General features: G+C 67.1%; 27 protein-coding genes and 3 pseudogenes. 19 read left to right on the top strand and 11 right to left on the bottom strand.

Features of this window, described 5'->3' with window-relative positions:
* Positions 1 to 127: 127 nt before the first annotated feature.
* Both JL100_RS31720 and JL100_RS31715 read left to right on the top strand, forming a co-directional pair.
* Positions 128 to 265, top strand: a pseudogene (locus tag JL100_RS31720) (aldehyde dehydrogenase family protein); the annotation flags it as partial.
* Between the two features lie 122 nt (positions 266 to 387).
* On the top strand, positions 388 to 957 hold the full coding sequence (locus JL100_RS31715; protein ID WP_228421513.1) for a hypothetical protein: 570 nt from the start codon (positions 388 to 390) through the stop codon (positions 955 to 957).
* A 141-nt stretch (positions 958 to 1098) separates the two neighbouring features.
* On the opposite strand, the gene JL100_RS31710 is transcribed toward JL100_RS31715, so the two are convergent.
* The gene (locus JL100_RS31710; RefSeq protein WP_202685237.1) at positions 1099 to 1773 is read right to left on the bottom strand and encodes a hypothetical protein; all 675 of its coding nucleotides are present in this window, start codon (positions 1771 to 1773) and stop codon (positions 1099 to 1101) included.
* 181 nt (positions 1774 to 1954) lie between these two features.
* Between JL100_RS31710 and JL100_RS31705 the strand changes: the two genes are divergently transcribed.
* From JL100_RS31705 to JL100_RS31680, 6 genes are all read left to right on the top strand, one after another.
* The gene (locus tag JL100_RS31705; protein WP_202685236.1) at positions 1955 to 2695 is read left to right on the top strand and encodes a FadR/GntR family transcriptional regulator; all 741 of its coding nucleotides are present in this window, start codon (positions 1955 to 1957) and stop codon (positions 2693 to 2695) included.
* Positions 2696 to 2795: 100 nt separating this feature from the next.
* Positions 2796 to 3758, top strand: a complete 963-nt coding sequence (locus tag JL100_RS31700) for a TRAP transporter substrate-binding protein (RefSeq protein WP_202685235.1) — start codon at positions 2796 to 2798, stop codon at positions 3756 to 3758.
* Between the two features lie 92 nt (positions 3759 to 3850).
* Positions 3851 to 4318, top strand: coding sequence for a TRAP transporter small permease (locus JL100_RS31695; RefSeq protein ID WP_202685234.1), 468 nt, complete (start codon positions 3851 to 3853; stop codon positions 4316 to 4318).
* Positions 4319 to 4324: 6 nt separating this feature from the next.
* Complete coding sequence (locus tag JL100_RS31690) at positions 4325 to 5602, top strand: TRAP transporter large permease (RefSeq protein WP_202685233.1); 1278 nt, start codon at positions 4325 to 4327, stop codon at positions 5600 to 5602.
* 19 nt (positions 5603 to 5621) lie between these two features.
* Entirely contained in the window at positions 5622 to 6068 is a 447-nt protein-coding gene (gene rpiB, locus JL100_RS31685; protein WP_202685232.1) for a ribose 5-phosphate isomerase B, read from the top strand.
* A gap of 546 nt (positions 6069 to 6614) precedes the next feature.
* Positions 6615 to 7766 carry an RNA-guided endonuclease InsQ/TnpB family protein gene (locus JL100_RS31680; RefSeq protein WP_228421511.1) on the top strand — a complete coding sequence of 384 codons (1152 nt, stop codon included), beginning with the start codon at positions 6615 to 6617 and terminating at the stop codon, positions 7764 to 7766.
* Positions 7767 to 7837: 71 nt separating this feature from the next.
* Here the strand turns inward: JL100_RS31680 and JL100_RS31675 are convergent, their stop codons facing one another.
* On the bottom strand, positions 7838 to 8308 hold the full coding sequence (locus tag JL100_RS31675; RefSeq protein WP_202685736.1) for a MarR family winged helix-turn-helix transcriptional regulator: 471 nt from the start codon (positions 8306 to 8308) through the stop codon (positions 7838 to 7840).
* A 139-nt stretch (positions 8309 to 8447) separates the two neighbouring features.
* Here JL100_RS31675 and JL100_RS31670 point away from each other — a divergent pair, with 139 nt between their 5' ends.
* From JL100_RS31670 to JL100_RS31655, 4 genes are all read left to right on the top strand, one after another.
* Positions 8448 to 8873, top strand: a complete 426-nt coding sequence (locus JL100_RS31670; protein WP_202685735.1) for an organic hydroperoxide resistance protein — start codon at positions 8448 to 8450, stop codon at positions 8871 to 8873.
* Positions 8874 to 8907: 34 nt separating this feature from the next.
* Entirely contained in the window at positions 8908 to 9705 is a 798-nt protein-coding gene (locus JL100_RS31665) for an alpha/beta fold hydrolase (RefSeq protein ID WP_202685737.1), read from the top strand.
* 74 nt (positions 9706 to 9779) lie between these two features.
* Positions 9780 to 11366: a GMC family oxidoreductase gene (locus tag JL100_RS31660; protein ID WP_202685734.1), complete on the top strand. Its 1587-nt coding sequence runs from the start codon at positions 9780 to 9782 to the stop codon at positions 11364 to 11366.
* Between the two features lie 100 nt (positions 11367 to 11466).
* Positions 11467 to 12306: an alpha/beta fold hydrolase gene (locus tag JL100_RS31655; RefSeq protein ID WP_202685733.1), complete on the top strand. Its 840-nt coding sequence runs from the start codon at positions 11467 to 11469 to the stop codon at positions 12304 to 12306.
* Between the two features lie 200 nt (positions 12307 to 12506).
* Here JL100_RS31655 and JL100_RS31650 read toward each other — a convergent pair whose 3' ends face one another.
* Positions 12507 to 13295 carry an SDR family oxidoreductase gene (locus JL100_RS31650; protein WP_202685732.1) on the bottom strand — a complete coding sequence of 263 codons (789 nt, stop codon included), beginning with the start codon at positions 13293 to 13295 and terminating at the stop codon, positions 12507 to 12509.
* A 154-nt stretch (positions 13296 to 13449) separates the two neighbouring features.
* On the opposite strand from JL100_RS31650, the gene JL100_RS31645 reads away from it, so the two are divergent.
* Positions 13450 to 14601, top strand: coding sequence for an RNA-guided endonuclease InsQ/TnpB family protein (locus JL100_RS31645; protein ID WP_228421507.1), 1152 nt, complete (start codon positions 13450 to 13452; stop codon positions 14599 to 14601).
* A gap of 98 nt (positions 14602 to 14699) precedes the next feature.
* Positions 14700 to 15116 carry a winged helix-turn-helix transcriptional regulator gene (locus JL100_RS31640; RefSeq protein WP_228421506.1) on the top strand — a complete coding sequence of 139 codons (417 nt, stop codon included), beginning with the start codon at positions 14700 to 14702 and terminating at the stop codon, positions 15114 to 15116.
* A gap of 161 nt (positions 15117 to 15277) precedes the next feature.
* Here the strand turns inward: JL100_RS31640 and JL100_RS31635 are convergent, their stop codons facing one another.
* From JL100_RS31635 to phnC, 6 genes are all read right to left on the bottom strand, one after another.
* The gene (locus JL100_RS31635) at positions 15278 to 15748 is read right to left on the bottom strand and encodes a VOC family protein (RefSeq protein ID WP_202684146.1); all 471 of its coding nucleotides are present in this window, start codon (positions 15746 to 15748) and stop codon (positions 15278 to 15280) included.
* 157 nt (positions 15749 to 15905) lie between these two features.
* Positions 15906 to 16769 (bottom strand): LysR family transcriptional regulator, encoded by an 864-nt coding sequence (locus JL100_RS31630; protein WP_202684147.1) that lies wholly within the window; start codon positions 16767 to 16769, stop codon positions 15906 to 15908.
* The gene (locus JL100_RS31625; protein ID WP_202684148.1) at positions 16769 to 17797 is read right to left on the bottom strand and encodes an NAD(P)-dependent oxidoreductase; all 1029 of its coding nucleotides are present in this window, start codon (positions 17795 to 17797) and stop codon (positions 16769 to 16771) included. The genes JL100_RS31630 and JL100_RS31625 overlap by 1 nt, the downstream gene beginning before the upstream one ends.
* Positions 17798 to 17815: 18 nt before the next feature.
* Complete coding sequence (gene phnE / locus JL100_RS31620; RefSeq protein ID WP_202684149.1) at positions 17816 to 18622, bottom strand: phosphonate ABC transporter, permease protein PhnE; 807 nt, start codon at positions 18620 to 18622, stop codon at positions 17816 to 17818.
* Positions 18623 to 18666: 44 nt separating this feature from the next.
* Positions 18667 to 19524, bottom strand: a complete 858-nt coding sequence (gene phnD, locus JL100_RS31615) for a phosphate/phosphite/phosphonate ABC transporter substrate-binding protein (RefSeq protein WP_202684150.1) — start codon at positions 19522 to 19524, stop codon at positions 18667 to 18669.
* Positions 19521 to 20384, bottom strand: coding sequence for a phosphonate ABC transporter ATP-binding protein (gene phnC / locus JL100_RS31610; protein WP_228421681.1), 864 nt, complete (start codon positions 20382 to 20384; stop codon positions 19521 to 19523). Before phnC ends, phnD begins: the two co-directional genes overlap by 4 nt.
* A 381-nt stretch (positions 20385 to 20765) precedes the next feature.
* Between phnC and JL100_RS31605 the strand changes: the two genes are divergently transcribed.
* The 3 genes from JL100_RS31605 to JL100_RS31595 are packed head-to-tail and all read left to right on the top strand — an operon-like array spanning position 20766 to position 23586.
* Complete coding sequence (locus tag JL100_RS31605) at positions 20766 to 21791, top strand: ABC transporter substrate-binding protein (RefSeq protein ID WP_202684152.1); 1026 nt, start codon at positions 20766 to 20768, stop codon at positions 21789 to 21791.
* Positions 21788 to 22828: a FecCD family ABC transporter permease gene (locus tag JL100_RS31600; RefSeq protein WP_407697039.1), complete on the top strand. Its 1041-nt coding sequence runs from the start codon at positions 21788 to 21790 to the stop codon at positions 22826 to 22828. The genes JL100_RS31605 and JL100_RS31600 overlap by 4 nt, the downstream gene beginning before the upstream one ends.
* Complete coding sequence (locus tag JL100_RS31595; RefSeq protein ID WP_202684153.1) at positions 22825 to 23586, top strand: ABC transporter ATP-binding protein; 762 nt, start codon at positions 22825 to 22827, stop codon at positions 23584 to 23586. The genes JL100_RS31600 and JL100_RS31595 overlap by 4 nt, the downstream gene beginning before the upstream one ends.
* 116 nt (positions 23587 to 23702) lie before the next feature.
* Here JL100_RS31595 and JL100_RS31590 read toward each other — a convergent pair whose 3' ends face one another.
* Entirely contained in the window at positions 23703 to 24665 is a 963-nt protein-coding gene (locus JL100_RS31590) for an MBL fold metallo-hydrolase (protein WP_228421503.1), read from the bottom strand.
* 143 nt (positions 24666 to 24808) lie between these two features.
* Here JL100_RS31590 and JL100_RS31585 point away from each other — a divergent pair, with 143 nt between their 5' ends.
* Complete coding sequence (locus tag JL100_RS31585) at positions 24809 to 25783, top strand: LysR family transcriptional regulator (RefSeq protein WP_228421501.1); 975 nt, start codon at positions 24809 to 24811, stop codon at positions 25781 to 25783.
* A gap of 172 nt (positions 25784 to 25955) precedes the next feature.
* Here the strand turns inward: JL100_RS31585 and JL100_RS36605 are convergent.
* Positions 25956 to 26134, bottom strand: a pseudogene (locus tag JL100_RS36605) (IS3 family transposase); the annotation flags it as partial.
* Positions 26135 to 26298: 164 nt separating this feature from the next.
* On the opposite strand from JL100_RS36605, the pseudogene JL100_RS37030 reads away from it, so the two are divergent.
* Positions 26299 to 26427: pseudogene (locus JL100_RS37030) on the top strand (IS256 family transposase); the annotation flags it as partial.
* Between the last annotated feature and the right edge of the window lie 71 nt (positions 26428 to 26498).

The following is a 26498-nucleotide window of genomic DNA, read 5'->3' as shown; positions in this document are numbered from 1 at the left end:
TACCGGCAAAGGAATGGGGGAGGCGTGCTGATCAGGCTGTAGTGGCCGGCTATCTCAGCGGCTGAGGTGAACCGCACCGGGTTTACCGGAGGTCACGGCGGGCCGTTCGCCCCCCCCCGGCCCGGTGACGACGGAGGAGGTCTTCGGGCCGGTGCTGTCCGCCATTCCGTTCGACGACGAGGCCGACGCGATCCGGATCGCAACCGGGACCGACTTCGGGCTGGTCGCCGGCATCTGGACCAGGGACGGCGCCCGTCGGTTGCGCAGCATCGATACTCCGAGCCGGGGCGGGTGGACCCACGAACGCAGAGGACCCATAGGGCGGGCCGCGGCTCGCCCCCACCTGTGTCCAGGGAAAGCGGATTCCAGAGGAAGCGGAGAGGCAGCATGCGGTTCTTGTCGTCGGCCCAGTTCATCGAGCGGTCCCGGGTGGCCGACGAGTTCGTCGCGCCCTCGGCGGCGCTGGCCAACCGCCTGCTGGCTGCCAGGGGCCTGGGTCGCCTGCCGCCGTGCAGCGTCTCCTACTTCATCGAGGAGCTTCACCGGCCGGGCGCGGCGATCGGCCTGCACACCAAGGGCACGGCCGAGATCCGGCTGAACCTGGCCTGGCTCGCCCAACTGGCGCAACGTGGCACCGACCCCGAGTGGGAGGTCGCCTTCGTCGTCCTGCACGAGTATGCCCATTTCGTCCTTGATCTTCTCGAGGTCCGGGAGACCAGCGCCGGCGCCGTGCGCCAGCGTATCGAGGCCGAGCACACCGGCTTCCTGAACCGCATGCGGCGCCTCGGCTGGCTCGCCGATCCGGTGTCGCGGAAGCTCCTGTCCGACCACAACTCCGTGGCCGAGGAGTGGTATTGCGATGCCTTCGCCTATTGGGCGGCGGGTACCCTGCCGGAGCCGCACGCCGCGTTCCTCGACGAACTCCTGGCGGAGGTGCGCGGCTTCCCGACCGGCTGATGCCGACGAAGCGGCGCCGGACGCCGGTCGTCATGGCCGCATTCCGCGCCTCCGATCACGTCATGAGCCGACGCCGCTACCGGATCGGGGACAGTCCGGGGTGCCTGCGGTGCGCGCCGCCGCCTGAGCATCCTCGGTTCCTCAGCCCGCGTCGAGAGCGTTCTTGGGCCGTGCCACCAGCCCGAGCGACATCGTCAGCCGGTAGAGAGTGATGACCTCGGCGTCACTCAGCGCCCCCGGCTTGCGCTGCGCCCACAGACTGTCACGCAGCCCCGCCAGCACGGTATCAGTCAGCGGAGCCGCGGCACCGGTCGCGAGGACGAAGCCACCGAACTCGAACAGCCGGATGGCCAGGCTTCCGCCCGCGGGTGCCGACTGCTCCAGCGATTCGTTCATCAGCCAAAGCCCGGTCCGGCTGAGCAGAAGGTCGTCGGCGTACCAGCCGGCCACAGGATGCCGCGCAGTGAGCCGCAGGACGGAGAACCAGTTGCGGCGCAAGGCCTCCAGCAGCTTCCGGTCGAAGGCGTCGAGTGATCCCGAGGCCGCCCTGGCATATCGGTCGATCGCCCGGCTCGACCCGGCGACGCGGCCGTAGAGCGCCAGGTCGGACACCAGCATCATCGCGTCGTCATCGGCCTCGATGACGCCGGCCTTGACCCTCAGGCCAAGCCGCTTGGCGACCTGCGCCGTCGCTGCCCAAGTGACATGACGGTCCCAGGGCTTCGTGGTGGCGGACGACGCCTGCCAGGATCCGGCGGTACTCGGCGCGCGCCTGGTCGCGATCCATGGAATTCCTTTCGGTTCCGGCTGCCTCATCGGCAGACTCTCTCCCCTTGCCATCGGTCAGGCCGGGTTGACAAGACAAACCCGCCGGCCGACCCGCATCCAGGTCGCGGATCCGGGTGACCACGGCAGCCGGGGCTATCGCTTGACAAGCGGAGGCGGATTACGGTTTAGTGGTCTGACCAGTGTAAGGCCAGTTCGGGGAGGGCCGTCGGTGTCGACCATTCTTGCCAAAGGCGACGATCTTTCGGGCGCGGAGCAGGTGTTCGCCTTCTTCCGCGACGCGCTGCTCGACGGCTCGCTGAGGCCCGGTGAACGCCTGCTGGGCGAGCGCGAGCTTGCGCTCAAGCTGGGCGTCTCCCGACCGCTGCTGCGCGAGGCGCTGCGCTCGCTGGCCATGCTCGGCTTTCTCGATATCCGCCACGGCAAGGGCGCCTACGTCCGGCAGGCCGACATCAACGTGCTGTCCGACTTCTTCACCTTCAGCCTCGCCCAGCAGCCCGACATCCTCGATGACGTCATGCAGGCGCGCATAGCCATCGAGTGCCAGGCGATCCGGCTCGCCTGCGAGCGCGCGACGGAAACCGACCTGAAGCTCATCGGCACCAGCCTGACCCGCCTGATGGACACGCTGCACGATCCCGTCGAGGGAGGTGCCGCGGACTTCGCCTTCCATCGGGCTATCGTCGAGGCCGGGCACAGCGACGCGCTTGCCACGCTCTACGGCGCGATCGGCGAATTGCTGCGCCGAAGCCACGTCCAGCGGCGCGCGGTGACGGTTTCGGAGCCCGGGATCGTCGAGTACCTCGTCGAGGCGCACCGAGAGGTGTTCCTATCGATCATGGACCGCGACGCGGATGCTGCCGATCGCAAGCTGCGCGACCATTTCGCGATCGGCGACGAGTTCCGCCGGCGCAGCCTGATCTCGGTCTTCGCACGGAGGCCGCAGAGCTGACCACCGGGCCTGACTAACGGGCCTGACCACCTAGCCTGACCAACGGGCATAAACAAACGGGGAGGATCTTCACGTGCTGCACAGGACGATCATCGGTGCCATGACTGGCGCAGTCGTCGCGCTCGCCATGACCGGAGCGGCCGTCTCGGCCGAACTGCGCTACGCGCATGTCGGCGCCGAGGGCGACATCCAGACGATCTACGCGGCCGAAGCCGCGAAGGGCATCGCCGCGGCCACCGGCGACGATGTCACGGTTACGGTCTATCCGGCGAGCCAGCTCGGCGGCGTCGCCGAGATGGTCGACGGGGTCAGGATGGGGTCCATCCAGATGGGCCATCACGACTTCGCCTCGCTCGCGCGCCTCGTGCCGGAAGTGGCGGTGTTCAACGCCCCCTTCATCTACCGGGACGGCGAACACGCGCTGAGGGCGACCGACCCGGCGACCTCGCCGGCGCTCCAGGCGATCAACGAGAAGCTGGTCGCCCAGGGCGTGCGCATCATCGGCCGCATCTACCGGGGCGATCGCCAGATCTCGTCCAACTTCCCGGTCAAGAGCCCGGCCGACCTTGCCGGCAAGCCGTTCCGCGCCGTGCCGCTCGAACTCTGGGTATCGATGGTGAAGGGCTTCGGCGCGATCCCCACGCCGGTCGAGGTGGCCGAGCTGCCGACCGCCCTGATGACCGGCGTGGTCGTCGGCCAGGAGAACCCGCTGACGATGATCGCGTCGAACAACCTCAACGAGGTGCAGTCCCACATCGCGATGACCGGCCACATGCGCGCCGTCCTCGCCGTCTTCGTCAACGAGGAGGTCTGGCAGGACCTGACCGAGGAGCAGCGCACGGCGATCACCAAGGTGCTCGACGACGAGGCGAAGCGATCGCTCCAGATGGCCCAGGAGGGCGAAACCAAGCTCGTCAAGGAACTGGAGGGCCGCGGCATGACCGTCATCACCGAGGCGGACGGGCTGGACATCGCCGCCTTCCGCGAGAAGGTCGGCGCCCAGATCGCGCGGGACTTCCCGAACTTCACGCCCCTGATCGAGCAGATCCAGGCCGTCAAGTAGCGGCAACGGCCGGCGGGACCCCTCCCCCGGCCATCCCGCGCGGCCTTGGTCTCCCTCGCCGGGAGACAGGCTCCAGCTGACAGGAGACAGACATGCGCATTGCCGAACGTGTTCTCACGGCGTTCGTCGTCGTGGTGATGGCCGGGCTCGTGCTGGTACCCACGGCGCAGGTGATCATGCGCGGCGTCTTCGTGCTGCCGTTCATCGGGGCCGAGGAGTTCACGCGCTTCCTTTTGATCTGCCTGATCTTCGGCGCGTACCCGCTGGTGGTCAAGAACGGCGAGAACATCGTCATGGGCGAGTTCAAGGCGATGATGCCCGCACTTCCCCGCCGTATCGTGAACCTCGCCATCTCGATCCTGGCGATCGCCGCCACCGGCTTCATCGCCTACGTCACCGCGACGAACATCTCGCGAAACCTCAGCAACGCGACGCCGACGCTCGGCATCCCGTTCTGGATCTTCCTCGGGGCGACGCTGTTCGGCTTTGCCGGCGCGGCGCTCATCCATCTCCTCCACCTGCGCAAGCCGCCGCAGGCCGACACCAACATCGCGGTCTGAATTACCATGGGTTTCGCCGTCGTCGTCGCCTTCCTGGCGCTTTTCATGCTGGGCTTCCCGGTCGTCTACGCCATCCTGCTGCCCTCGATCGCCTATGTGCTGATCGAGGGCCTGCCGCTCGGCCTCCTGGCCCAGCGCATCACCTACGCGCTCGACTCCTTCCCGCTGGTCGCGGTGCCGCTGTTCATCTTCGTCGGCAACCTGATGAACCTGTCGGGAATCACCGACCGCATCTTCCGCTTCGCCTATACCCTGGTCGGCCGCATCCCGGGCGGGCTGGCGCAGGTCAACGTCTTCGGCAGCCTGATCTTCTCCGGCATGTCGGGCGCGGCACTCGCCGATATCGGCGGCCTCGGACGCATCGAGATCGACGCCATGAAGAAGCGCGGCTTCGATGCTTCCTTCGCCGGGGCGGTCACCGCGGCGTCGGCGACGCTCGGGCCGATCTTTCCGCCGTCGATCCCCCTGATCGTGTACGGGTCGATCACGAGCGTGTCGATCGTGCAGCTGCTGGTGGCCGGCATCATGCCGGCGCTGGTCTGCACGCTCATGCTGATGGTGACCGTGTTCATCGTCGCGGTCCGCCACAAGCACCCGCGTGCCGACCGCTGGCCGACGGCCCGGGAGGTCGTGCGCGACTTCCTGCCCGCGCTGCCGGCCATCGTCGCTCCTGCGCTCATGATCGCCGGCATGACTGCCGGTGCCTTCACGCCGACGGAAGCCGCGGCGATCACGGCGGTCTATGTCATCGTCATCAGCGCCGTCTTCTACCGCGAGCTCAGCGTCGAGCACCTGTGGAACTCGGCCGTGCTGACGGCCCGCAGCTCGTCGGCGATCCTGATCATCGTCGCCGCCGCCGCGCTGTTCGGCTGGATCCTGGCGGTGGAGCAGGTGCCCCAGACCTTCGCCGCGGCGCTGCTGACGCTCTCCAAGGACCCGATGGTCCTGCTCATCATCGCCAATTTCATCTTCTTCATCGCCGGCATGTTCCTCGACTCGACGACGGCGACCCTGCTGCTGGTTCCGATCATCGCGCCGCCGCTCGTGCTCGCCGGGGTCGACCCGGTGCAGCTCGGCATCGTCACCATCTTCAACCTGATGGTCGGCCTGGTGACTCCGCCGATGGGACTGTCGCTGTTCCTCGTGTCCGACATCGCCAAGGTTTCGTTAAGACAGCTCCTCAGGGCGTTGCTGCCCTTCTACGTCCCGCTCCTGTCAACGCTTGCGATCCTCACCTTCGCGAAGGATTTCACGCTGTGGCTGCCTCGCCTGATCGCCCAATAGACTCCGGAGATTCTTCAGCATGCGCATCGTCATCGGTTCCGACCACGCCGGCTTTCCCCTCAAGGCGACCATCATCGAGCACATCAAATCGCTGGGCCACGAGGTCCACGACGCCGGTTCCTACGATCCCGACCCGGTCGACTTCCCCGACATCGCCAGGACGGTGACCTCGTCGATCATCGAGGGCAAGGCGGAGCGGGGGCTGATGGTGTGCGGCACGGGCGTCGGCGCGTCGATCGCCGCCAACAAGGTGAAAGGCATCCGCGCCGCGGTCTGCCACGACGTTCACTCGGCGCACCAGTCGGTCGAGCACGACGACGTCAACGTGATGTGCATCGGGGCGCAGATCGTCGGCGCGTGGCTCGCCAAGGATCTGGTCACCTCATATCTCCAGGCCGAGTTCTCGGCCGACGAGGATTTCCGCCGCCGCGTGCGCAAGCTGGCCGAGATGGACGGCGAGCGGTGACGCGGCCGCTCAGCCGGTACGGCTCGTTCGCCGCTGCCCAGGCAAGCTGACGGATGGGGTCCGGCAGGGCAGGGTGACGGGCCTTGCCGGAACCCGTCCATCCGGTGCCGGCCGATGCTTCCTTTGCAAGGCCGGACACCGCCAGGATTACGTCTGCAATACTGTTGCTGAAACTTGAAATCATCCGGTAGCCGGCTTCCCCGATCCTGTCCGCCTGTAACGGAGGGGGAGAGGAATGGACCGCACCTGGAGTGAACCCTGGACCGCGACAGGGAACATGATGGCAGTTCCCTGGAGCGGGAGCTGATCAGCCGCGTCCCCGATGCTCCAGCATGAGGACGAGCTGACGAGCGGACGGATCCGGCACCTGCGGCTGCCCCATCCACCAACCCCACGAGTATCGGGGCGCAGCCGCGCCCAAGCCGCACAGTGTTTCCATCAGAGCCTCCGGCTGGGGACCGCCGCCTTCAGGCGGCGGAGGAAAGCCGGTCGCCCAAAGGGCGAATACCCTTGAGCAGTTGTGACGAGACGGATGTCCGGTATCCTATGTTCATGCTCCGTTCGTTCAAATACCGCCTCTTTCCGAACCCGACGCAGGCCGCCGGGCTGACCGACATGCTTGGAAGCTTCTGCGACCTCTACAACGCCTGTCTCCAGCAGCGTATCGAGGCATACCAGCGGCGGGGCAAATCGCTCGGCTACATCGATCAGGCCAACGAACTGAAAGCGGTTCGGCTGGCGGACGAACGGCTGGCCGGTTACAGTTACTCGGCCGAACAGCAAGTCGTCCGCCGCCTGGACAAAGCATTCAAGGCGTTCTTCGGCAGGGTCAGGAGAGGCAAGGGCGGCTTTCCCCGTTTCCGGGCGAAAAGCATGTTCGACAGTGCCGACTTCCGGGTCGGTGACGGACTGACAATCTGCAGGAACCGAAAAATCACCGTCGTCGGCATCCCCGGCGAGATCAAGGTGCGGTGGCACCGCGATCTTCCGGCTGGAGCCAAGATCAGTACCGCCGTCGTGATGCGGTCCTGCGGTAAATGGTACATCCGCTTCTCGGTCGAGACACCGGACGCCTACGGCCCGCACCCGTTCCGGGAGGCGGTTGGCGTCGATGTCGGCTTGACCAGTCTGGTCGCCACGTCGGACGGCTGCAGGGTGCCGACGCCGAAGTGGATCGGCAAGGCATCGAAGAAACAGCGACGCCTCCAGCGTGCCCTCGCCCGGTGCAAGCGGGGCAGCAAGAGCAGACTGCGGGCGAAGATGCGGTTGGCTCGGCACGCCGCCCGGACGGCCAGCCAGCGGCGGGACTTTGCCCACAAAGTCTCCCGCGATCTGGTCAACCGCTACTCTCACATCGCCTTCGAGGACTTGAACATCACCGGGCTCGCGAGCGGCATGCTTGCCAAGTCCGTACTCAATGCCGCGTGGGGCCAGTTGATCTCGTTCACCGACTACAAAGCAGCATACGCTGGTGGTCTGGTCGCGAAGGTCAACCCGCGCGGAACTTCCCAGGAATGCGACTGCTGCGGACGGGTGACACCGAAGACGCTGAGTGAGCGCATCCACGACTGTCCCGGTTGCGGGACGGTTGAAGATCGCGACATTCACGCGGCAAAAGTCATCAAGCATCGGGCATTCCCGTGGTCAAAGGGGCTAGGAGCGAGCCTTGAAGCGTCAAGCCAGCGGGTTGCCGCATAGCTTGCTTCAGAAGCCGTCCGCCTTCAGGCGGCGGAGTGTTCACCCGATCCCGTCACGACCGCGCACCGGTTTCAGATACGGTCGAGGCTCCAGCGCCCGATGCGGCTGTAGATCTCATCCCGCAGCCGCCTGACCTTCACATTAAGCTCTCCCAGTTCCGAAGGGGATTGGCCGGATGCCTCGAGCAGGGTTTCGCCGAGGCATCCGGCCCTGTTCTCCAGGGCGCGCCCCTGGTCTGTCAGCGCGATGACGACCTGCCGCTCGTTCTCCGGATTGCGCGTCCGTCGGATCAGGCCGGCCGTCTCCAGCCGTTTCAGCAGCGGCGTCAGCGTGCTCGATTCGAGCGCGAGATGCTCGGCGATGCGTCCGACCGTCTGCCCGTCCTCGCGCCACAGGACGTTGAGCACGAGATACTGCGGATAGGTCAATCCGAGCGCGTCGAGCAGGGGTTTGTAGGCGCGCTGGATCGCGATGCCCGCCGAATAGATGGCGTAGCAGAGCTGGTCGTCCAGGGGGACCGGGCGGTTGGTCTCGTTCGTCATGGCATGCTCCTTCACCCGCTATATAGGCTATACAATCGCGAAAATAAATATCGCGATATTTTTCTCTGGACGACGGAGCGGCCGGGTGTTAAGCACATTATTATCGCAATAACAGTTATTGAGATATGGAGTTTGAGCCATGAACATCCTCTATCGCACCGCAGCCACGGCGACCGGTGGCCGCACCGGCCGCGCCGCCACCACCGACGGCGCGTTCAGCGTCGCGCTCGTCACGCCCAAGGAACTCGGCGGGGCCGGCGGCGAAGGCGCCAATCCCGAGCAGCTGTTCGCTTCGGGCTATGCCGCCTGCTTCCTTGGCGCGCTCAAGGTCGTCGCTGGCAAGCGCAAGGTGAAGATCGCCGACGACGTCAGCGTCACCGCCGCCGTGGGCATCGGCCCGCGCGACGACGGCCAGGGCTTCGGGCTCGACGTCGCGCTGACCATCGCCCTGCCGGGGATCGATGCCGGCCTCGCCCGGGAATTGGTCGAGCAGGCGCATGTCGTCTGCCCCTACTCGCACGCCACCCGCGGCGGCCTTGACGTTCGCCTCACGCTGGCCGCCTGAGCCATCCATCCTTCAAGAAAGGAAGTCTCCCATGATGAACAGTCTTCGCGCCGCCGCCGTCGCCGCGATCCTGGCCGCCTTGCCGTTCGCCGCCCAAGCTCAACAGCCCGACCACGGCCCCCATGGTGTCGGGGAGCGGGCGGTCCGCAACGTCGTGCTGGTCCATGGCGCCTTCGCCGACGGGTCGGGGTGGCGCGGCGTCCATGACGATCTGACGCGGCGGGGCTATCGCGTCACCATCGTCCAGAACCCGCTGACCTCGCTCGCCGACGACGTCGCCGCGACGAAGCGCGCGCTCGCCAGGCAGGACGGCCCGACGATCCTCGTCGGCCACAGCTGGGGCGGCACGGTCATCACCGAAGCCGGCGTCGATCCGAAGGTCGCCGGCCTCGTCTATGTCTCCGCCCTCTCGCCCGACGCGGGCGAGACGACGGCCCAGCAATATGAAGGCTTCGTGACACCCGCCGAATTCGTCATCGACACGCAGGGTGACGGCTTCGGCGTCGTGAAGGCGGAGAATTTCAAGATCGGCTTCGCCGCCGATGCGAGCGACGCGGACGCGGCCTTCATGCGCGATTCGCAGGTGCCGATCAACCTGTCGGCCTTCGGGACCAAGCTGACCCAGGCCGCATGGCGTTCCAGGCCGAGCTGGGCCGTCATCGCGACCGACGACAAGGCGTTCGACCTCCGCATGCTGCGCCATATGGCAGACCGCATCGGCGCCGAGGTCACCGAGGTGCCGGCCAGCCACGCGGTCTTCATGACCCAGCCCAAGGTCGTCGCCGACGTGATCGACCAGGCCGCGACGGAAAGCCCGCTCAAGAGGCGCTGATTTTCCCCGATCTTCGGCGCCGGCTCCCCCGCACCGCCGGCCCTCGACAAGCATCCGCGAAAAAGGAAAAAACGATGCCAAGCCATCGCCCGCAGGAACATCGGCGGCGGTTCGCCGCCGAACCGGATAGCGACCATGATTTCATCGTCTGCGGCGCAGGTGCGTCGGGTTCGGTCATCGCCCGTCGTCTCGCCGAGAATCCCGACGTGCGGGTCCTCCTGATCGAGGCCGGCGGAAGCGATGAGGCAGAATCGGTGCTCGATCCCGCCCGCTGGCCGACCAACCTCGGAAGCGAGCGCGACTGGGGCTTCCAGGCCGAACCCAACCCGCATCTACATGGCCGCGCCTTGTCCATGTCGATGGGCAAGGGATTGGGAGGCGGCTCGAGCGTGAACGTGATGGTGTGGGCGCGGGGCCATCGTAACGACTGGGATTTCTTCGCGTCCGAAGCCGGCAATGCCGCATGGGGCTACGAATCGGTCCTCGACATCTACCGGCGGATCGAGAACTGGCGGGGGACCCCGGACCCGCGCTACCGCGGCACCGACGGCCCCGTCTGGGTCCAGCCCGCCCAGGATCCCAACCCGCTCGCGCACGCGATGCTGGGCGCGGCGCGCGAACTGGGCATCCCGACGTTCGAGAGCCCGAACGGCGCCATGATGGAAGGGCCGGGCGGCGCGGCCCTGACCGACATGCTGGTCCGCGACGGCCGGCGCCAGTCGCTGTACCGGGCTTATGTCCATCCCTGGTCCGATCGTTCCAACCTGACCATCCTGACCGGCGCCCAGGTGCGGCGCGTGCTGTTCGATGGTCGCCGGGCATGCGGCGTCGAGGTCGAGAAGGACGGACGCATCTTCGCGATCCGGGCAGGCTGCGAGGTGATCCTGTCCACCGGCGCGATCAACACGCCCAAGCTGCTCATGCTGTCGGGTATCGGCGACCGGACCGAACTGGAGCGGCATTCGATCCCGGTCGTCCGGCATCTGCCCGGAGTCGGGCGGAACATGCAGGACCATGTCTCCTTCGGCTGCACCTGGGAATGCAAGGAGGCGATCGCGCCCCGCAACAGCGGCAGCGAAGCGACGCTGTATTGGAAGAGCCGACCCGAACTCGATGCCCCCGACCTGCTGTTCTGCCAGGTCGAGTTTCCGGTGCCGAGCGAGCGCACCGCGGCGCTCGGCGTGCCGGAGCATGGCTGGACGATGTTCGCGGGGCTGGCGCTGCCGAAGAGCCGCGGTCGCGTCCGGCTGCGCGATGCCGATCCCCGCAAGCCGCCGGCCATCGACGCCAACATGCTGTCCGACCCGGCCGACCTGGAAACGGCCCGGGCCTGCGTCAGGCTGTGCCGCGCTCTCGGAAACGCCGAGGCGTTCAAGCCCTATGTCACGCGCGAGGCCATTCCGGGCGTCCTCCCTGCCGACGAGGAGGATACCTTCATCCGCGATTCGGCCGTCACCTACTGGCATCAATGCGGCACGGCGAAGATGGGGCGCGACGACATGTCGGTCGTCGACTCGTCGCTCGCCGTGTATGGCGTCGAAGGCCTTCGGGTCGCGGACGGCTCCATCCTGCCGCGCGTGACCACGGGCAACACCCAGGCGCCGTGCGCGATCATCGGCGAGCAGGCGGCGGCGCGGCTCCGCGCCAGGCACGGCCTGTAGGCCGGCGCTCCGGCAACCGCCCTTCGGCGACCCGGCGAGGCATCAAGCCATGCCGGGAACCGGCGGCCCTGCGGCCGCCACCCATCACACGGGGAAGACGATGACGACTCAAAGCAACCCGCCCACCCGCCGCGTTTTCAAGATCGCCGGCAGCCCGCTTTCCATGGTCGAGTGCGGCCGGGGGCCGGCGGTGCTTCTTGGCCACGGCTATCTCTGGGACTGGCGGATGTGGCGGCCCCAGATCGATGCCCTGCATTCGCGATACCGCCTCATCGTCCCCGAGATGTGGGGCCATGGCGACTCCGGGCCGATGCCGGCGGACACGCGCCGGCATGCCGATCTCGCCGCGCAGATGCTCGCCCTGATGGACCGCCTCGACATCGAGCGCTTCGCCGTGGTCGGTTCGTCGATGGGCGGCATGTGGGGCGCGCATCTCGCGGCCATGGCACCGGAGCGGGTTACCGGCCTCGCCCTGCTCAACAGTTATCTCGGCGCGGAACCGGAAGCGAACCGTCGCACCTATTTCGGCATGCTGGATGCGGTCGAGCGCGACGGACGGGTGAACGACGCGATCCTGTCGCATATCATCCCGCTCTTCTTCGCGCCGGATGTCGCGACCCGGTCTCCGGACCTGCCGATCCTCCTGCGCGACCAGATCGCCCGGTATGACGCGGCCCGCCTGCGCGAGACAATAGCACCTCTCGGTCGCCTGATATTCGGCCGGGAGGATGCCCTGGACGTCCTGGACAGGGTCCGGGCTCCCACCGTCATCGTCGCCGGACGCGAGGACCGGTCCCGCCCCGCCGCGGAGAGCGCCGTCATGGCGGAGCGCATCGGGTGCGGTCTCCATATCCTCGACGCTTGCGGACATAGCGCGACGCTCGAGCAACCGGAGCAGGTGAACCTCATCCTTTCGGACTTTCTTGGATCGATCGGCTGAGGGTTCGTGCCGGATCGTGTCCCACGGCGCTCCTGCACGACGCCGCGGGACGCGATCCGGCGATCAAGTGCCGTAGGTCGGCCTTCGCCCGTCAGGGCGAACGCCGACACCCTGCGTCACCGCTCCGGCCATGTTGTCGGCGTCGGCCTTCGGCCGAGGCCGACCTACGACATATCGATCAATACCACTGTGCGGGACCGCTAGACCGTCGGCACCGTTCCGCCGTCTATGACGTGTTCCGCGCCGTGGATGGCCGAGGCCCGGTCCGAGGCCAGGAAGGCGATGAGCTCGGCCACTTCCTCGGGCCGGGCCGGACGTCCCAGGGGGATGCCCCCAAGGGCGTCCAGGATGCTTTGGCGCGCCGCCTCCGGCGTCCCGCCGGTGCTCTCGGCGATCCGGGTGATCAGGGCGTCCGAGGCTTCCGTGTAGATCCAGCCCGGCGAGACGACGTTGACCCGCACGCCCTTGGGCCCGAGTTCCTTGGACAGCGCCTTGCTGTAGGTGGTCAAGGCGGCCTTGGCGGCCGCATAGGCCGTCGTGGAGTCGTACAGCGGCAGTTGCCTCTGGATCGACGAGACGTGGACGACGGCCCCTTCGCCGCGCGCGATCATCTGCGGCAGCAAGGCTCGATCGAGCCTCACCGCCGAAAGCAGGTTCAGGTCGAGCTCGGCGCGCCAGTCATCGTCCGTCAGGGCCGCGAATCCCCCACCCGGCGCGGTGGAGCCCCCCAGAACATGCACCAGAATGTCCACGCCGCCGAGGTGCTCCAGGGCCGCCTCGGCGAGCCTCGAGGATCCTTCCGGCGTGGTCAGATCCGCCTCCACGAGCCGAGCCCCCTCCGGGCCATGCGCACCGCTGCGAGCGGCGGTCAGGACCTGGGCGCCGCCCGCCAGGAATCGTTGGACCGTCGCACGGCCGGTACCCTTGGTGCCGCCGGTAACGACGACGCGGCGCCCCTGGAACTCGGCCGGATCGATAAGGGCGGGCATCACGCGATCTCCAGGGCGGCGATCGCGATCGGCATTCTCGTGTCCATCAGAGCCTCCGGCTGGGGACCGCCGCCTTCAGGCGGCGGAGGAAAGGCGGTCGCCCAAAGGGCGAATACCCTTGAGCAGTTGTGACGAGACGGATGTCCGGTATCCTATGTTCATGCTCCGTTCGTTCAAATACCGCCTCTTTCCGAATCCGACGCAGGCCGCCGGGCTGACCGACATGCTTGGAAGCTTCTGCGACCTCTACAACGCCTGTCTCCAGCAGCGTATCGAGGCATACCAGCGGCGGGGCAAATCGCTCGGCTACATCGATCAGGCCAACGAACTGAAAGCGGTTCGGCTGGCGGACGAACGGCTGGCCGGTTACAGTTACTCGGCCGAACAGCAAGTCGTCCGCCGCCTGGACAAAGCATTCAAGGCGTTCTTCGGCAGGGTCAGGAGAGGCAAGGGCGGCTTTCCCCGTTTCCGGGCGAAAAGCATGTTCGACAGTGCCGACTTCCGGGTCGGTGACGGACTGACAATCTGCAGGAACCGAAAAATCACCGTCGTCGGCATCCCCGGCGAGATCAAGGTGCGGTGGCACCGCGATCTTCCGGCTGGAGCCAAGATCAGTACCGCCGTCGTGATGCGGTCCTGCGGTAAATGGTACATCCGCTTCTCGGTCGAGACACCGGACGCCTACGGCCCGCACCCGTTCCGGGAGGCGGTTGGCGTCGATGTCGGCTTGACCAGTCTGGTCGCCACGTCGGACGGCTGCAGGGTGCCGACGCCGAAGTGGATCGGCAAGGCATCGAAGAAACAGCGACGCCTCCAGCGTGCCCTCGCCCGGTGCAAGCGGGGCAGCAAGAGCAGACTGCGGGCGAAGATGCGGTTGGCTCGGCACGCCGCCCGGACGGCCAGCCAGCGGCGGGACTTTGCCCACAAAGTCTCCCGCGATCTGGTCAACCGCTACTCTCACATCGCCTTCGAGGACTTGAACATCACCGCGCTCGCCAGCGGCATGCTTGCCAAGTCCGTACTCAATGCCGCGTGGGGCCAGCTGATCTCGTTCACCGACTACAAAGCAGCATACGCTGGTGGTCTGGTCGCGAAGGTCAACCCGCGCGGAACTTCCCAGGAATGCGACTGCTGCGGACGGGTGACACCGAAGACGCTGAGTGAGCGCATCCACGACTGTCCCGGTTGCGGGACGGTTGAAGATCGCGACATTCACGCGGCAAAAGTCATCAAGCATCGGGCATTCCCGTGGTCAAAGGGGCTAGGAGCGAGCCTTGAAGCGTCAAGCCAGCGGGTTGCCGCATAGCTTGCTTCAGAAGCCGTCCGCCTTCAGGTGGCGGAGTGTTCACATGCTCTCTCCTGGATTACTTTGCGTCGGTGGAAAATTGCTACTAGGCTTTCCGGATGACAAGTACGGACGAAAAAGTAAGGTACTCACCTGAAGGTAAGCGGGCCTCCTACACGCCTCATTCCGGGGCTCAGAGCGTGCAGAACGTGCTCCGGGTTCTGGAGGGCCGGTGGAAGCTCGTGATCCTGTTCCAGCTGTTCGGTGGCCAGGTGCGGCGCTTTTCCGATCTGGAGCGGTCGATCCCCGGCGTTTCCCAGAAGATGCTGATCCAGCAACTGCGCCAGCTGGAGAGCGATGGCGTCGTCGGGCGCATCGTCCACCACCAGGTTCCGCCGAAGGTGGAGTATCACCTGACGGAATGGGGCCAGTCCCTGTGTCCGGCTTTGGACGCCCTGCTGCTCTGGGCGGAGGGCGCGCCCGCCGAGGTCAGGTCGAAGCTTATCGAGGAGACGCCGGTGTCGCCGACAAGGTGAGGGCGATCCTGGAGTGGGTCGCCGAAGCGCCGGGCCGCCTGCCGTCGTGGATCTCGGGTGAGGTCCGGACAGCGCTGGACGACGGGATCCGCGCGGTCCCCGGGTGATCGGCATGACCATCCGGGGATCGCAGGCCCGACGGGTCCGTGTGTCGCAGGGCATCAGCCCCGCGCCGCCGCCTCCAGCGCGTCGATCTCCAGCTTGACCATCCCGAGCATCGCCTCGGTCACCCTTCGGACGAGGGCCGGGTCAGGGTCTCCCATCAGCTCCCTCAGCCGCTTCGGCGCGATCTGCCAGGACAGGCCCCAGCGGTCTCTCAGCCAGCCGCACTGTTCCACGGTCCCGCCCTCTTTCAGGGCATCCCAGAGACGGTCGATTTCCTGCTGGGTGTCGCACTCCACCATGATCGAGAAGCTGTGGTTGAAGGGGTCGAGCGGCCCGGCTTCGATCGCCATGTAGTCCTGGTCACCGAGCCTGAAGGTGACGATCCTGACGCTCCCGGCCGGACCGGACGGCGTGTCGGCCATGATCGCCGCGGTTTCCCCGATCCGGGAACCGGGGATCAGCGACGTGTAGAAGCGGACCGCCGCCTCCATGTCCTTCTCGAACCAGAGATGCTGGGTAACCTTCATCGCGAGCTCCCTTCCTATCGACACGGCCCCGGCCGAAGCGGCGGTTCCGTCCCGAGGACGGGCGGGACGCCCCCGTGCCGACATCGGATAAGATCCGGTACGGTCCGTTTCGTCGAGGTGCCAGATCCGCTTCGCCCTGGAGCCTGATGCCGCCCCGTCAGGCGAGCAGCAGGCCGGCGATGCGCGCGGGGGCCGAACCGTCCGGCAGCGCCGCCGGGAGCACGACCTGGAGGTCCTTCTCCAGCGTGACGCCGTCCAGGGAGACGGCCGCCAGCGTGCCGTGCCGCACCTCCTCGGCCACCGAGCTCTCGGCCACCAGCGACACGCCGAGCCCGGCCCTGACCGCATGCTTGACCGCCTCGGTGCTGCCCAGCGCCCGGTCCACGCGCAGCAGTTCGGCCGCGTCGCCCAGCGCCCGGCGCAGCAGCGTGCCGGTCCCGGTGCCGGGCTCGCCGCCCAGCAGCGGCTGGGTCGCCAGTTCCTCCACCGTGACGCCGGCGCGGCCGGCCCAGGCATGGTCCGGCGACACGATGATGACCAGCCGTTCGCGCCGCCAGCGCCGCGCCACGAACCCGGGGCGGTCGTCCCACCATTCCAGGACCGCGATGTCGATCTCGCCCGTTTCCAGCTTGGCGACGATGTCGGGATTTGGGCCGATCCCGAGCTCGAACCGGACCCTGCCGCCCTCCAGCTCCGCGATGCGCTTCAGGTGCGGCTGAAGCAGGTAGATGCCGATGTTGCTGCTGGCGCCGATGCCGACATGCCGCCCGGCGATCGTGCGGCGCGCCCGGTCGGCCACCGCCATCAGGCTGCGGGCATGGGGCAGGAACCGGCGGCCGTCGGTGCTGGGGATGCTGCGCGCCCGGCCGCGGACGATCAGCGTGGCACCCAGCGCCTCCTCCAGGCTCCTGACATGCAGGGACACCGTCGGCTGGGCGACGCCGAGGCGCCGCGACGCCTCGTGGAAGCTGCCGGTCTCGGCCACCGCCAGGAAGGCGGCGACGTGCCAGAGGTTCAGCATCACGCCGTCCCGGCCCGGAGTCCCAGGGCCGCCGCGTCGGGCCGGTTGACGGCACCTCGCGGTGCCCGGCCCTCCAGCACGTCGATGATGTTCGCCGCCGCCTCGCGCTCGATGGCCAGGCGGACCCGGGCGACCGCCGATCCCAGGTGGGGCGTGAACAGCGTGCGGTCGCGGTCGGCGAGCAGCCGCGGATCGATCCCGCGCGGCCGGTCCGGGCGGGCCCAGTCCTCCATCTCGAACACGTCGGCGGCGTAGCCGCCCAGGCGACCGGCGGCCAGCGCGTCGGCGACCGCCGCCTCGTCGACCACGCTGCCGCGCGCCGGATTGACCAGCAGGGCGCCGGGCTTGACGGTTGCCAGGGCGGCGCGGTCGATCAGGTGCAGAGTCCCGTCGGTCAGCGGGAGCGCCACCACCAGGATGTCGGAGGTGGCGAACAGGTCGGCCCGGTCCAGCCGGCGCAGCCCCGGCGCAAATCCGACCGCATCGTCGGCCGGCCGGCGGTCCCAATAGGCGAGGTCGGCGCCGAACCCGGCGAGCCGCTCGGCGATGGCACGTCCGATCGCGCCCATCCCGATGATGCCGATCCGGCTGCCCTGGAGGCCGGTCCCGTAAAGCTCGGGCCGCCAGCCGGCGAAGGCGCCGCCGCGCACGTGACGGTCGCCCGCCGGGACGTGCCGGGCCAGTCCGATGATCAGGCCGACCGTCAGTTCCGCCGTCGGCACCGTCAGAAGGTCCGGCACGATGCTGACCCATACGCCGGCCCGGGCGCAGGCCTCGGCGTCGAAATTGTCGTGGCCCTTCAGCGCGCACGAGACGATGCGCAGCGCGGGGGCCGCCGCCACCGCGGCGGCATCGATGCGGTCCGTCATGAAGGCCATCACGGCGGCGGCATCGCGGATCTCTTCGGCCAGCCGGGCCGCCGGCCACGGCGTGCCGTCCCGGTTGACGACGATGCGCCCGCGGCCTTCCAGGTCGGCCAGGGTTTCGGCATGGACGCGGCTTGTCACGACGATCTTGGGAGCGGTCATGGAAGATTCCGACTGTTGCTATTTGGTGCGGCGGCGCAGGGCGGAGCCGACGCCGTCCACGAGTGTGACCATGGCGAGGACGACGATCATGACGGCCAGGACCTCCTGGTAGTTCATGATGCGCAGGGCGGAGATCAGCTCGAAGCCGATGCCGCCCGCCCCGACGGTGCCGAGGACGGTGGAGGCCCGGAAATTGTATTCCCACCGGTAGATCGTCACATCGGCCATCTGCGGGAAGACCTGCGGCAGGATGGCGTGGGTGATCACCTGGAAGGGCGACGCGCCGGCGGCCCGGGCGGCCTCGACCGGCTGCTCGTCCACATGCTCGATCGCCTCGGCGAAGAACTTGCCGACCATGCCGATGGAGTGGATGCCGAGGGCCAGGACGCCGGGCAGCGTTCCGAAGCCCACCGCGGCGACGAAGATGATGCCCATGATCAGCTCCGGGACCGAGCGCAGGGCATTCAGCAGGGTGCGGGTCAGCCGGTAGACGATCGGGCTGGGCGCCGTGTTGCGCGCCGCCAGGAAACCCAGCGGCAGGGAAAATGCCACGGCCAGGGCGGTGCCGGCGATGCTCATGGCGAAGGTGTCGAGCAGCGGCAGCCACCAGTCGGCCGCCCGGCTGAAATCGGGCGGCACCATCTCGGTGGCGAGCTGCCAGAGGGCGGGAAGGCCCTCCGACAGCCGGTCGAGGTCGAGCAGGCCGCTGTAGGCGGCGCTTGCCAGCACGATCGCGGCGACCAGCGCGCCGGCGGTCGCGGTCGAGCGCCACCGCCTGTCCTGGGCGGCGAGGATCGCGTCGGTATCGGGCATGGTTGCGGTCATCGCGCCATCCCTCCTGGTTGCGGTGAACGGGATGCGGCTTGCCGCTACTGGGTCAGGTCGAGGCCGAGGAGCGTCGCCAGGTCGCGGACGACGTCATAGTCCTCATCGGCGATCGGCGCGAAGCCGTCGGCCTTGAAGGGCTTCAGCACGGCGGGGTCCTTCAGGTCCAGGAAGGCGGCCCGGATGCGCTGCTTCAGCCCGGGTTCCAGGTCCGAGCGCATGGTCCAGGGATATTGCGGGAACGGGGCGGACTCGGTGATCACCGCCACCTTGTCGCGGCTCACCAGCCCGCGGTTGACCATGCTCTCGAAGATCGGCTTGCTGAGGCCGCCGGCCTGGGCGTTGCCGTTCTGGACAGCCATGGCGACCGCGTCGTGCGAGCCCACGAAATGCTGCCGGTAGGCCTCGTCGGCCGTCAGGCCGCCCTTCTGGAGGATCGACTTCGGGATCAGGTGGCTGGACGTCGAGGCGGTGTCGCCGAACGCCACGTCCTTGCCCCGGACATCCTCGACGCCGTCGACGCCGGCCTCGACGTTGCCGATCAGCACGGAGCGGTAGGTCGCCTCGCCGTCCCGCACCATGGCGGCGAACGGCTCGATCTCCGCCTTCGACTTGGCGAGCGTGTAGGACAGCGGGCCGAAATAGGCGAGATCCAGGCGTCCGAAGCGCATCGCCTCGATCATGGACGAATAGTCGGTCGTGACGACCAGCTCGACGTCCTTGCCGAGCGAGGTTTCCAGATAGTCCTGGAGCGGCTTGTTGTTCTTGATGATGGTCGAGGCGTTCTCGTCCGGCAGCAGGGCCACCTTGAGGGTGGACGGGTCGGGCTCGGCGGCGGTGGCCGCGGGTCCGGCGGCGAGGCCGACGGCGGCGGCGAGGAACAGGGTCGGCAGCAGCTTCATGGGATCAGGACTCCTGGTTTTTTCGCTTTGGGATTTTCGCCGGGGAGTTTCGCTTGGGCGGAAACGGCCGGCCCGGGCCGGATGCGGGAAACGGCGGGGGATGGCGCCGGTGCGGCCGGCGCGCGGTAGATCTCGTCGACCAGCGCTTTCGACAGCTCGCCGGAGGCGACCTCCGCCACCACCGACCCGTTCGCCATGCCGACGATCCGGTCGGCGAAGCGGCGGGCCAGGTCGACCTGATGCAGGCTGACCACGGCCGCGATGCCGTCCGCCGTGCAGATGTCCCGGAGCTGTTTCAGGACCTCCGCCGCGCTCTCCGGATCGAGGCTGGCCACCGGCTCGTCGGCGAGGATCAGCGCCGGTTCCTGGGCCAGCGCCCGGGCGACGCCGACCCGCTGGCGCTGTCCGCCGCTCAACTCGTCGACCCGGGTCAGGGCACGGTCCTTGAGCCCGACGTGATCCAGGCACTCCAGCGCCACCAGCCGGTCCGCCCGCGGTAGCGGCAGCAGCGTGCGCCACGGCGAATGATAGCCGAGCCGGCCGGTCAGCACGTTGGACAGTGCGGCAAGGCGGCCGATCAGGTGATGGTGCTGGAACACCATGCCGGTCCGCCGGCGGTGGTGCCGAAGCACGCCGGGCTCGGACAGCCGGCCGAGGCCGTCGACCCGGACCTCTCCTTCGGTCGGTGCCACCAGGCCGTTCAGGCAGCGCAGGAGCGTGGACTTGCCGGCACCCGACCGGCCGAGCAGGACGACGAACTCGCCGGGCCGGAAAGCGAGCGTGATCGGCTTCAGCGCCTGCACGCCGTTCGGATAGGTCACCCCCATCCCGGTGATGTGAAGCATGGCTTCCTCGATCATCCTTTGCAATCGAACCGTGGTTTCCAGCAGGAAACTTAATCGATCGCGGATGACGTTGCCGTGAAGTGTCGAAGAAGCTTTCTTGACGGTCGGGCTGGGCCGCCGCGACGACCTGCCCAGGCACCAGCGTCTTCCGGGTTCGGAGGGTGCGGGAGCGTGCGGTCGGCGGCACTGCCCGAAAACGGGAAACACGCGCGACAAGCCGTCGGCGCCGGGGTGGAAACGTCCTCCAGCCGACGGACCCGCGTCATCGGGACGGCTCGCGCCACGCCGGCGGATAGAAACACCTTGTTCTTGAGACGCATTCGCACTATTGGATGCGCGCGCGCAGGCGGACCATCCTCGACCAACCGAGAAGACCACCCGGCTTAGGACGCTCCCATGAACTTCTTGAAATCACTCCTGACCGTTTCGGGCCTGCTTGCTCTGGTCGGCCTTGGCGCGACCCCCTCCTCGGCCGAGCCGACGCGCTATCCGCTGACCGTCGAGAACTGCGGGACGCAGGTCACCTTCCAGAAGGCTCCGTCGCGGGTGATCGGCCTCGGCCAGAACAGCGCCGAGATCCTCCTGCTCCTCGGCCTTCAGGACAGGATGGTCGGAACCGCCTTCTGGCCCAGCGCGGTCCTGCCCGAGCTTGCCGAGGCCAACGCGAAGGTCAAGCTCCTGACCGTCGAGTTCCCGACCTTCGAATCCATCCTCGCCGAAGACCCGGACTTCGTCGCGGCGGCGCTGCCCAGCCTGCTCGGCCCGAACAGCAAGGTCGCCAAGCGCGGGGACTTCGACAAGGTCGGCGTCCCGACCTACCTGTCGCCCAGTACATGCCTCGATACCCAAGGTGCCAAGGACGTTTACGGCAGCCGCGCGCAACTCTGGAGCATAGACCTGCTCTACAAGGAGATCGACGAGCTCTCGCGGATCTTCGACGTCGCCGATCGCGGCCAGGCGCTGATCGCCGATTTCAAGGCGCGCGAGACGGCGCTCCGCGCCGTCGTCCCGAAGGCCGACCGGAAGCTCTCCTACGTCTTCTGGTTCTCGAGCCCGTCGCCGTCCGCCGACGCCTTTCTCGGCGGCAAGAACGGTGCGTCCGGCTTCATCGTCGATCTGCTCGGCGGCACCAACGCCATCACGACGGAGGCCGAATGGCCGACGCTCGGCTGGGAAGGCATCATGGCCGCCAATCCCGATGTCATCGTCGTCGCCAGCCTCGACCGCAACCGGTGGGAGCTCGACAAGTCGGAAGCCAAGATCAAGTTCCTGACCACCGATCCGGCCGTCAGCCAAATGCCCGCGGTGAAGAACAAGGCTATGGTCGTCATGGACGGCCAGGCGATGAACCCGACCGTCCGCACCCTCTATGGCGCCGAGCAGGTGGCAGGGCAATTGAAGACCCTCGGTCTGGTGAAGTGACCGGAACGCAGCGCATCGTCGGCCGGCTGACCGTCCTGGGAGGCACGTTCCTGGCCTCCCTGCTGGCCATCGCCCTCGTCGTCGGAATCAGCGTGGGCATCGGCGACCTGCCGATCCCCCTCTCCACGACCTGGTCCGCCGTGACCAACCGGCTGGGATGGACGACGGTCGAACTGAGCCGCATCCACGAGACCGTGATCTGGGACTACAGGCTCAGCCGGGCGCTGGTCGCGGCCTTCTGCGGCGCCGGCCTGGCGCTGTCGGGGGCGATCATGCAGTCGCTCCTGCGCAATCCGCTCGCCGAACCCTATGTCCTCGGGATATCGGCCGGCGCCTCCTCCGGCGCCGTCGCGATCGTCATCCTCGGCATCGGGTCCGGAGCCTTGTCGCTGTCGGCGGGTGCCTTCGCCGGAGCCTTCGCGGCTTTCCTCTTCGTCGCGCTGCTGTCGAACGGTACGCGCGGCGGCGCCGACCGCACGATCCTGGCCGGCGTCGCCGCGTCGCAGCTCTTCAATGCCGCCACGTCCTACATCGTCACGACCTCGGGCAATGCGCAGCAGGCACGCGACGTGATGTTCTGGCTGCTCGGCAGCTTCGGCGGCGTCCGCTGGCCCGAGTTCATGCTGGTCTCCATCGTCGTCGGCCTCGGGCTTGCGACCTGTCTGACCGCCGCGCGGGTCCTCGATGCCTTCGCCTTCGGCGACGAAGCGGCGTCGGCGCTCGGGGTCAATGTCGGTCGGGCGCGGATCACGCTCTTCGCCCTGACCGCCCTGATGACGGCCACCATCGTCAGCATGGTCGGCTCGATCGGTTTCGTCGGCCTGGTCGTGCCGCATGCGGCGCGTTTCTTCGTGGGGCCCACGCATATCCGGCTGCTGCCGGCCTGCGCGATCGCCGGAGCGATCTTCATGGTGCTGGCGGACATCGCTTCGCGGGTCCTGATCCCGCAGCAGACGCTGCCGGTCGGCGTCGTCACGGCACTGGTCGGCGTGCCCTTCTTCTCGCTCATCCTCTACCGGTTCCAGCGCGCGTCATGAGCATCAAGGCCGAACAGCTTACTTGGAGGATCGCCGGCAAGACCGTGCTGGACGCGGTCTCCCTGGAGGCCGAACCGGGCGAGATGCTCGGCCTGCTCGGGCCGAACGGGTCCGGCAAGACCTCCCTCCTGCGCCTGCTCGCCGGGCTGAAGCGGCCGCATTCCGGTCGGGTCATGCTCGACCGGAAGGATGTCCGGGCGATCTCGCGCCAGTCGATCGCTCGGCGCGTCGCCTTCGTCGAGCAGCACGCGACGACGAACGCCAACCTGAAGGTCGTCGATGTCGTGAAGCTCGGCCGGTTCCCGCACCGTTCCATGTTCTCGGGCTGGTCGCCGGTTGACGAGGAGGCGGTCGAGGACGCGCTGGCGAAGTCGGGTATGGCGGAGAAACGCAACGACTCCTGGCAAAGCCTGTCGGGCGGCGAAAAGCAGCGCGCCCACATCGCGAGGGCCCTGGCGCAGACGCCCCAGGAGCTGATCCTCGACGAGCCGACCAACCACCTCGACATCCAGCACCAGATCGGCCTTCTCAGGCTCGTTTCCGGTCTCCCGGTCACCAGCATCATCGCGCTTCACGATCTCAATCACGCCGCCATGTTCTGCGACAGGCTGGTCGTCCTGAGGCAGGGCAGGGTCGTCGCGTCCGGACACCCGGCCGATGTGCTGACCGAGGACCTGCTGAGGAACGTCTTCTCGGTCGAGGCGCGCATCGAGCTGCCCGCCCACTCGGCGCGGCCCCACATCCACTATCTGCGTTGAGAGCTTGTTCGCAGACGGAGCGTGCCGCCCTGTGCTGACGACGTCACTGAAAACATCCCAGGACGCCGGAGAAGTCCTGGCGGTTCCGACGGATGTCCCCAAATGCTGCTAACCCCTCAGAACTGCCAATTGACCGGGACCCAGGCATAGCCGGCGTCCGTCTTGAGCATTCGGCCAAGGCCCGGGAACGGGAAGTGGAAGCCGAGGACGAGGATCTGGTCTGCCGCCGCCATGTCGAAGATGCGGCGGCGGGAGGCTTGTGCGGTGTCCTTGTCGCGATCCGGCCCCGGCACCCAGGGCCGGTCGACATTGACGATCGGGTGATAGGCGAGATCGGCCGTAAGCAGGAGCTGATCGGTCCCGGATTGAACAAGGAAGTTCGCCATGCCGGGGGTGTGGCCGAATGCTGGAAGCGTGGTCAGCCCAGGGACGATCTCCGCGCCCGCTTCATACAACTCGATCCCGTTGGTGACGGGTTCGACGCTCCGCTTGATGGCCGCTGCGAAACTGCGGCGGAAATCCTTTGGAACCGGCATGTAGGAGAGGTCCGGATCGTTGCGGACGAAGAAGTCCCAATCGGCACGAGGCACAAAGACGGTCGCCTGCGGAAATGCCGTGCCGCCGTCCGCGGTTCGAAGGTTGCCGACATGGTCCGGGTGCGTGTGCGAGACGACCACGACATCGATGTCCTCGGGCCGTAGACCTATGGCGGCCAGGTTCTCGAAGACGCGACCGCCTTGCGGACCCATGGTCTGTCCGGCTCCGGCTTCGAGAAGGATCCGCCTGTCATTCGTCTCGATAAGAAGCGTATTGAGATTGAGCGTCAGGCGGTCGGTCGGCAGGAAAGAGCGCCTCAGGACATCCTGCAGTTCCGCCTCCGGCGCATCGCTGGCATAGACCCGCGGAGGGCCGCCGATCAGCCCGTCGCTCAACACGGTCGCCGAGATGTCGCCGACGCGAAGGCGGTAATGGCCGGCATTTCCAACCCGGGCCGGGAGCGACGCGACGGAAGCAGCTTGCGCAAGGGCCATGCCGGTCGGCAACATCGATCCCGTGAAGGCCGAAGCGGCTGTCAGCATGATCTTTCTACGATTCAGTGTTATTCCACCCATTGTTTTGATCCCGTCCAGATACCTGATCGCAGGTGCCGCGTCCGATTTCAGCGTCAGCGGTAAGAACCGCGAGTATCGGTGGCGCGGCCTCGCGACATGTCCTCATAGGGATGACACGGATCGAGCGTGCGGATAAGCTGATCAAAACGGATCAGCTTATTAAGCAGGGCTTTGCAATGCGACCATTACGCCTTGACAGCTTGGAGATCTTCGAGGACGTCGTGCGCTGTGGTGGCTTTAGAGCCGCGGCACTTGGCAGGGGCGTTTCGTCGTCCGCCATCAGTCAGTCGATCAGCGTGCTGGAGGAAGCGGTGGGCATTCGGCTGCTGAACCGAACGACACGTAGCGTCGCTCCTACTGAAGCGGGCATGCAGCTTCTCGAGCGGCTGAGGCCCGCTCTTCACGACATCAGAACAGCGGTCGACGATCTCAATCAGCTTCGCGAGCGCCCATCCGGCACCGTGCGGATCAATGCACCGGGTCCGGCCGCCGACCACGTCCTGTGCCCCCTGACCTTTGAGTTCATGAAAATCTATCCCGACATTAACGTCGAGATCGTCAGTGATGCTGCAATCATCGATATCGTGGAGCAAGGCTTCGACGCCGGCGTGCGCTTCGGAGGCCAACTCGCCCAGGACATGATCGCCATGCCCCTGGGCCCTGCCTTGCGATATGCGATCGTGGCCTCGCCAGATTATCTTCGTAAGCGCGGTCGACCCGACTCACCGCGCGATCTCCTGCAGCACGACTGCATTCGCCGCCGTTTCCCTGGTGGGACCCTGGTGACGTGGAAATTCGTGAGGGACGGCGACCAATTGGAAATCACGCCGAAAGGTCGGTTGACGCTGAGTTCAGCGCATCAGGAACTCCAGGCCGCGCTCGCGGGATCGGGAATCGCTCACCTGTTTGAGGATTATGTCCGTGATGATGTTGAACGAGGCAGGCTCATCGAACTTCTCACCGACTGGAAGCAGAATCTGCCAGGTTGGTATCTTTACTATCCCGGCCGGCGGCATTCGAGCGCGGCCGTGCGAGCTTATCTCGAATACATCCGAAATCAGAAATGGACTCCAATGATCAAGTAATGATCAGCACCCCGCTACTCAATTACGATGAGTTATTTTTTGCCATACCAATAAAACGGCACAGCCTGACAAGGACAGCCGGGAGTATGGTGGTACGGGCGGTCGGATACGAACCGATACATTCGTAAAATCGGCGTGTTCCGCATCCGCAGGGTCCGAAACGTCGGGCCTACTGGATCGAGCCGAAGCGGTCGAAGAAGGCGCGGTGGTCCGTCAGCGTCTTGAACTGCGCTTCGGAGAACGGATTGTCGTTGAACTGCTGCGGCCGGCTGTGGCTGCGCGTCACGCCGAGGTCGGCCAGCAACTCGACAACACCCTGGTCTTCATGGCGCCGCCGCGCTCGCCGTGCAGCAGGTCGAGAACCTCACGGCACTCGGTCCTGCTCAGCGCGCGCGGAGGACAGGGGCGGCGCGCCGGTGGAACCGGCTACCCGACCCGGCGCAGCCTGTCGTGAGGGCGGCAGCGTCGGCAGCCAGGCGATCCTGGTCGCGGTGGCGGTGGATTGGGACGGGCGCCTGCAAATCGTCCGGGCACTGACTGCGGAAACCCATGAGGAATGGTTGGAGACCACCCGGTACCTGAACATGGACCACCTTCGAGAACACAAGAAGAAGGTCATGCGGGCGCTTGAACTGGCGGCCTGAGAAATTACGCGCCATCCCGACACCCGGCGATCACCCGGCCCGCAATGCCATGGACAAATTTGCAGAACTTG

Origin of the sequence: Skermanella mucosa, from assembly GCF_016765655.2 — a bacterium.
GTDB lineage: Bacteria > Pseudomonadota > Alphaproteobacteria > Azospirillales > Azospirillaceae > Skermanella > Skermanella mucosa.
The sequence above is the reverse complement of the archived record's forward strand: the minus strand, read 5'-3'. Positions and strand labels throughout refer to the sequence as shown.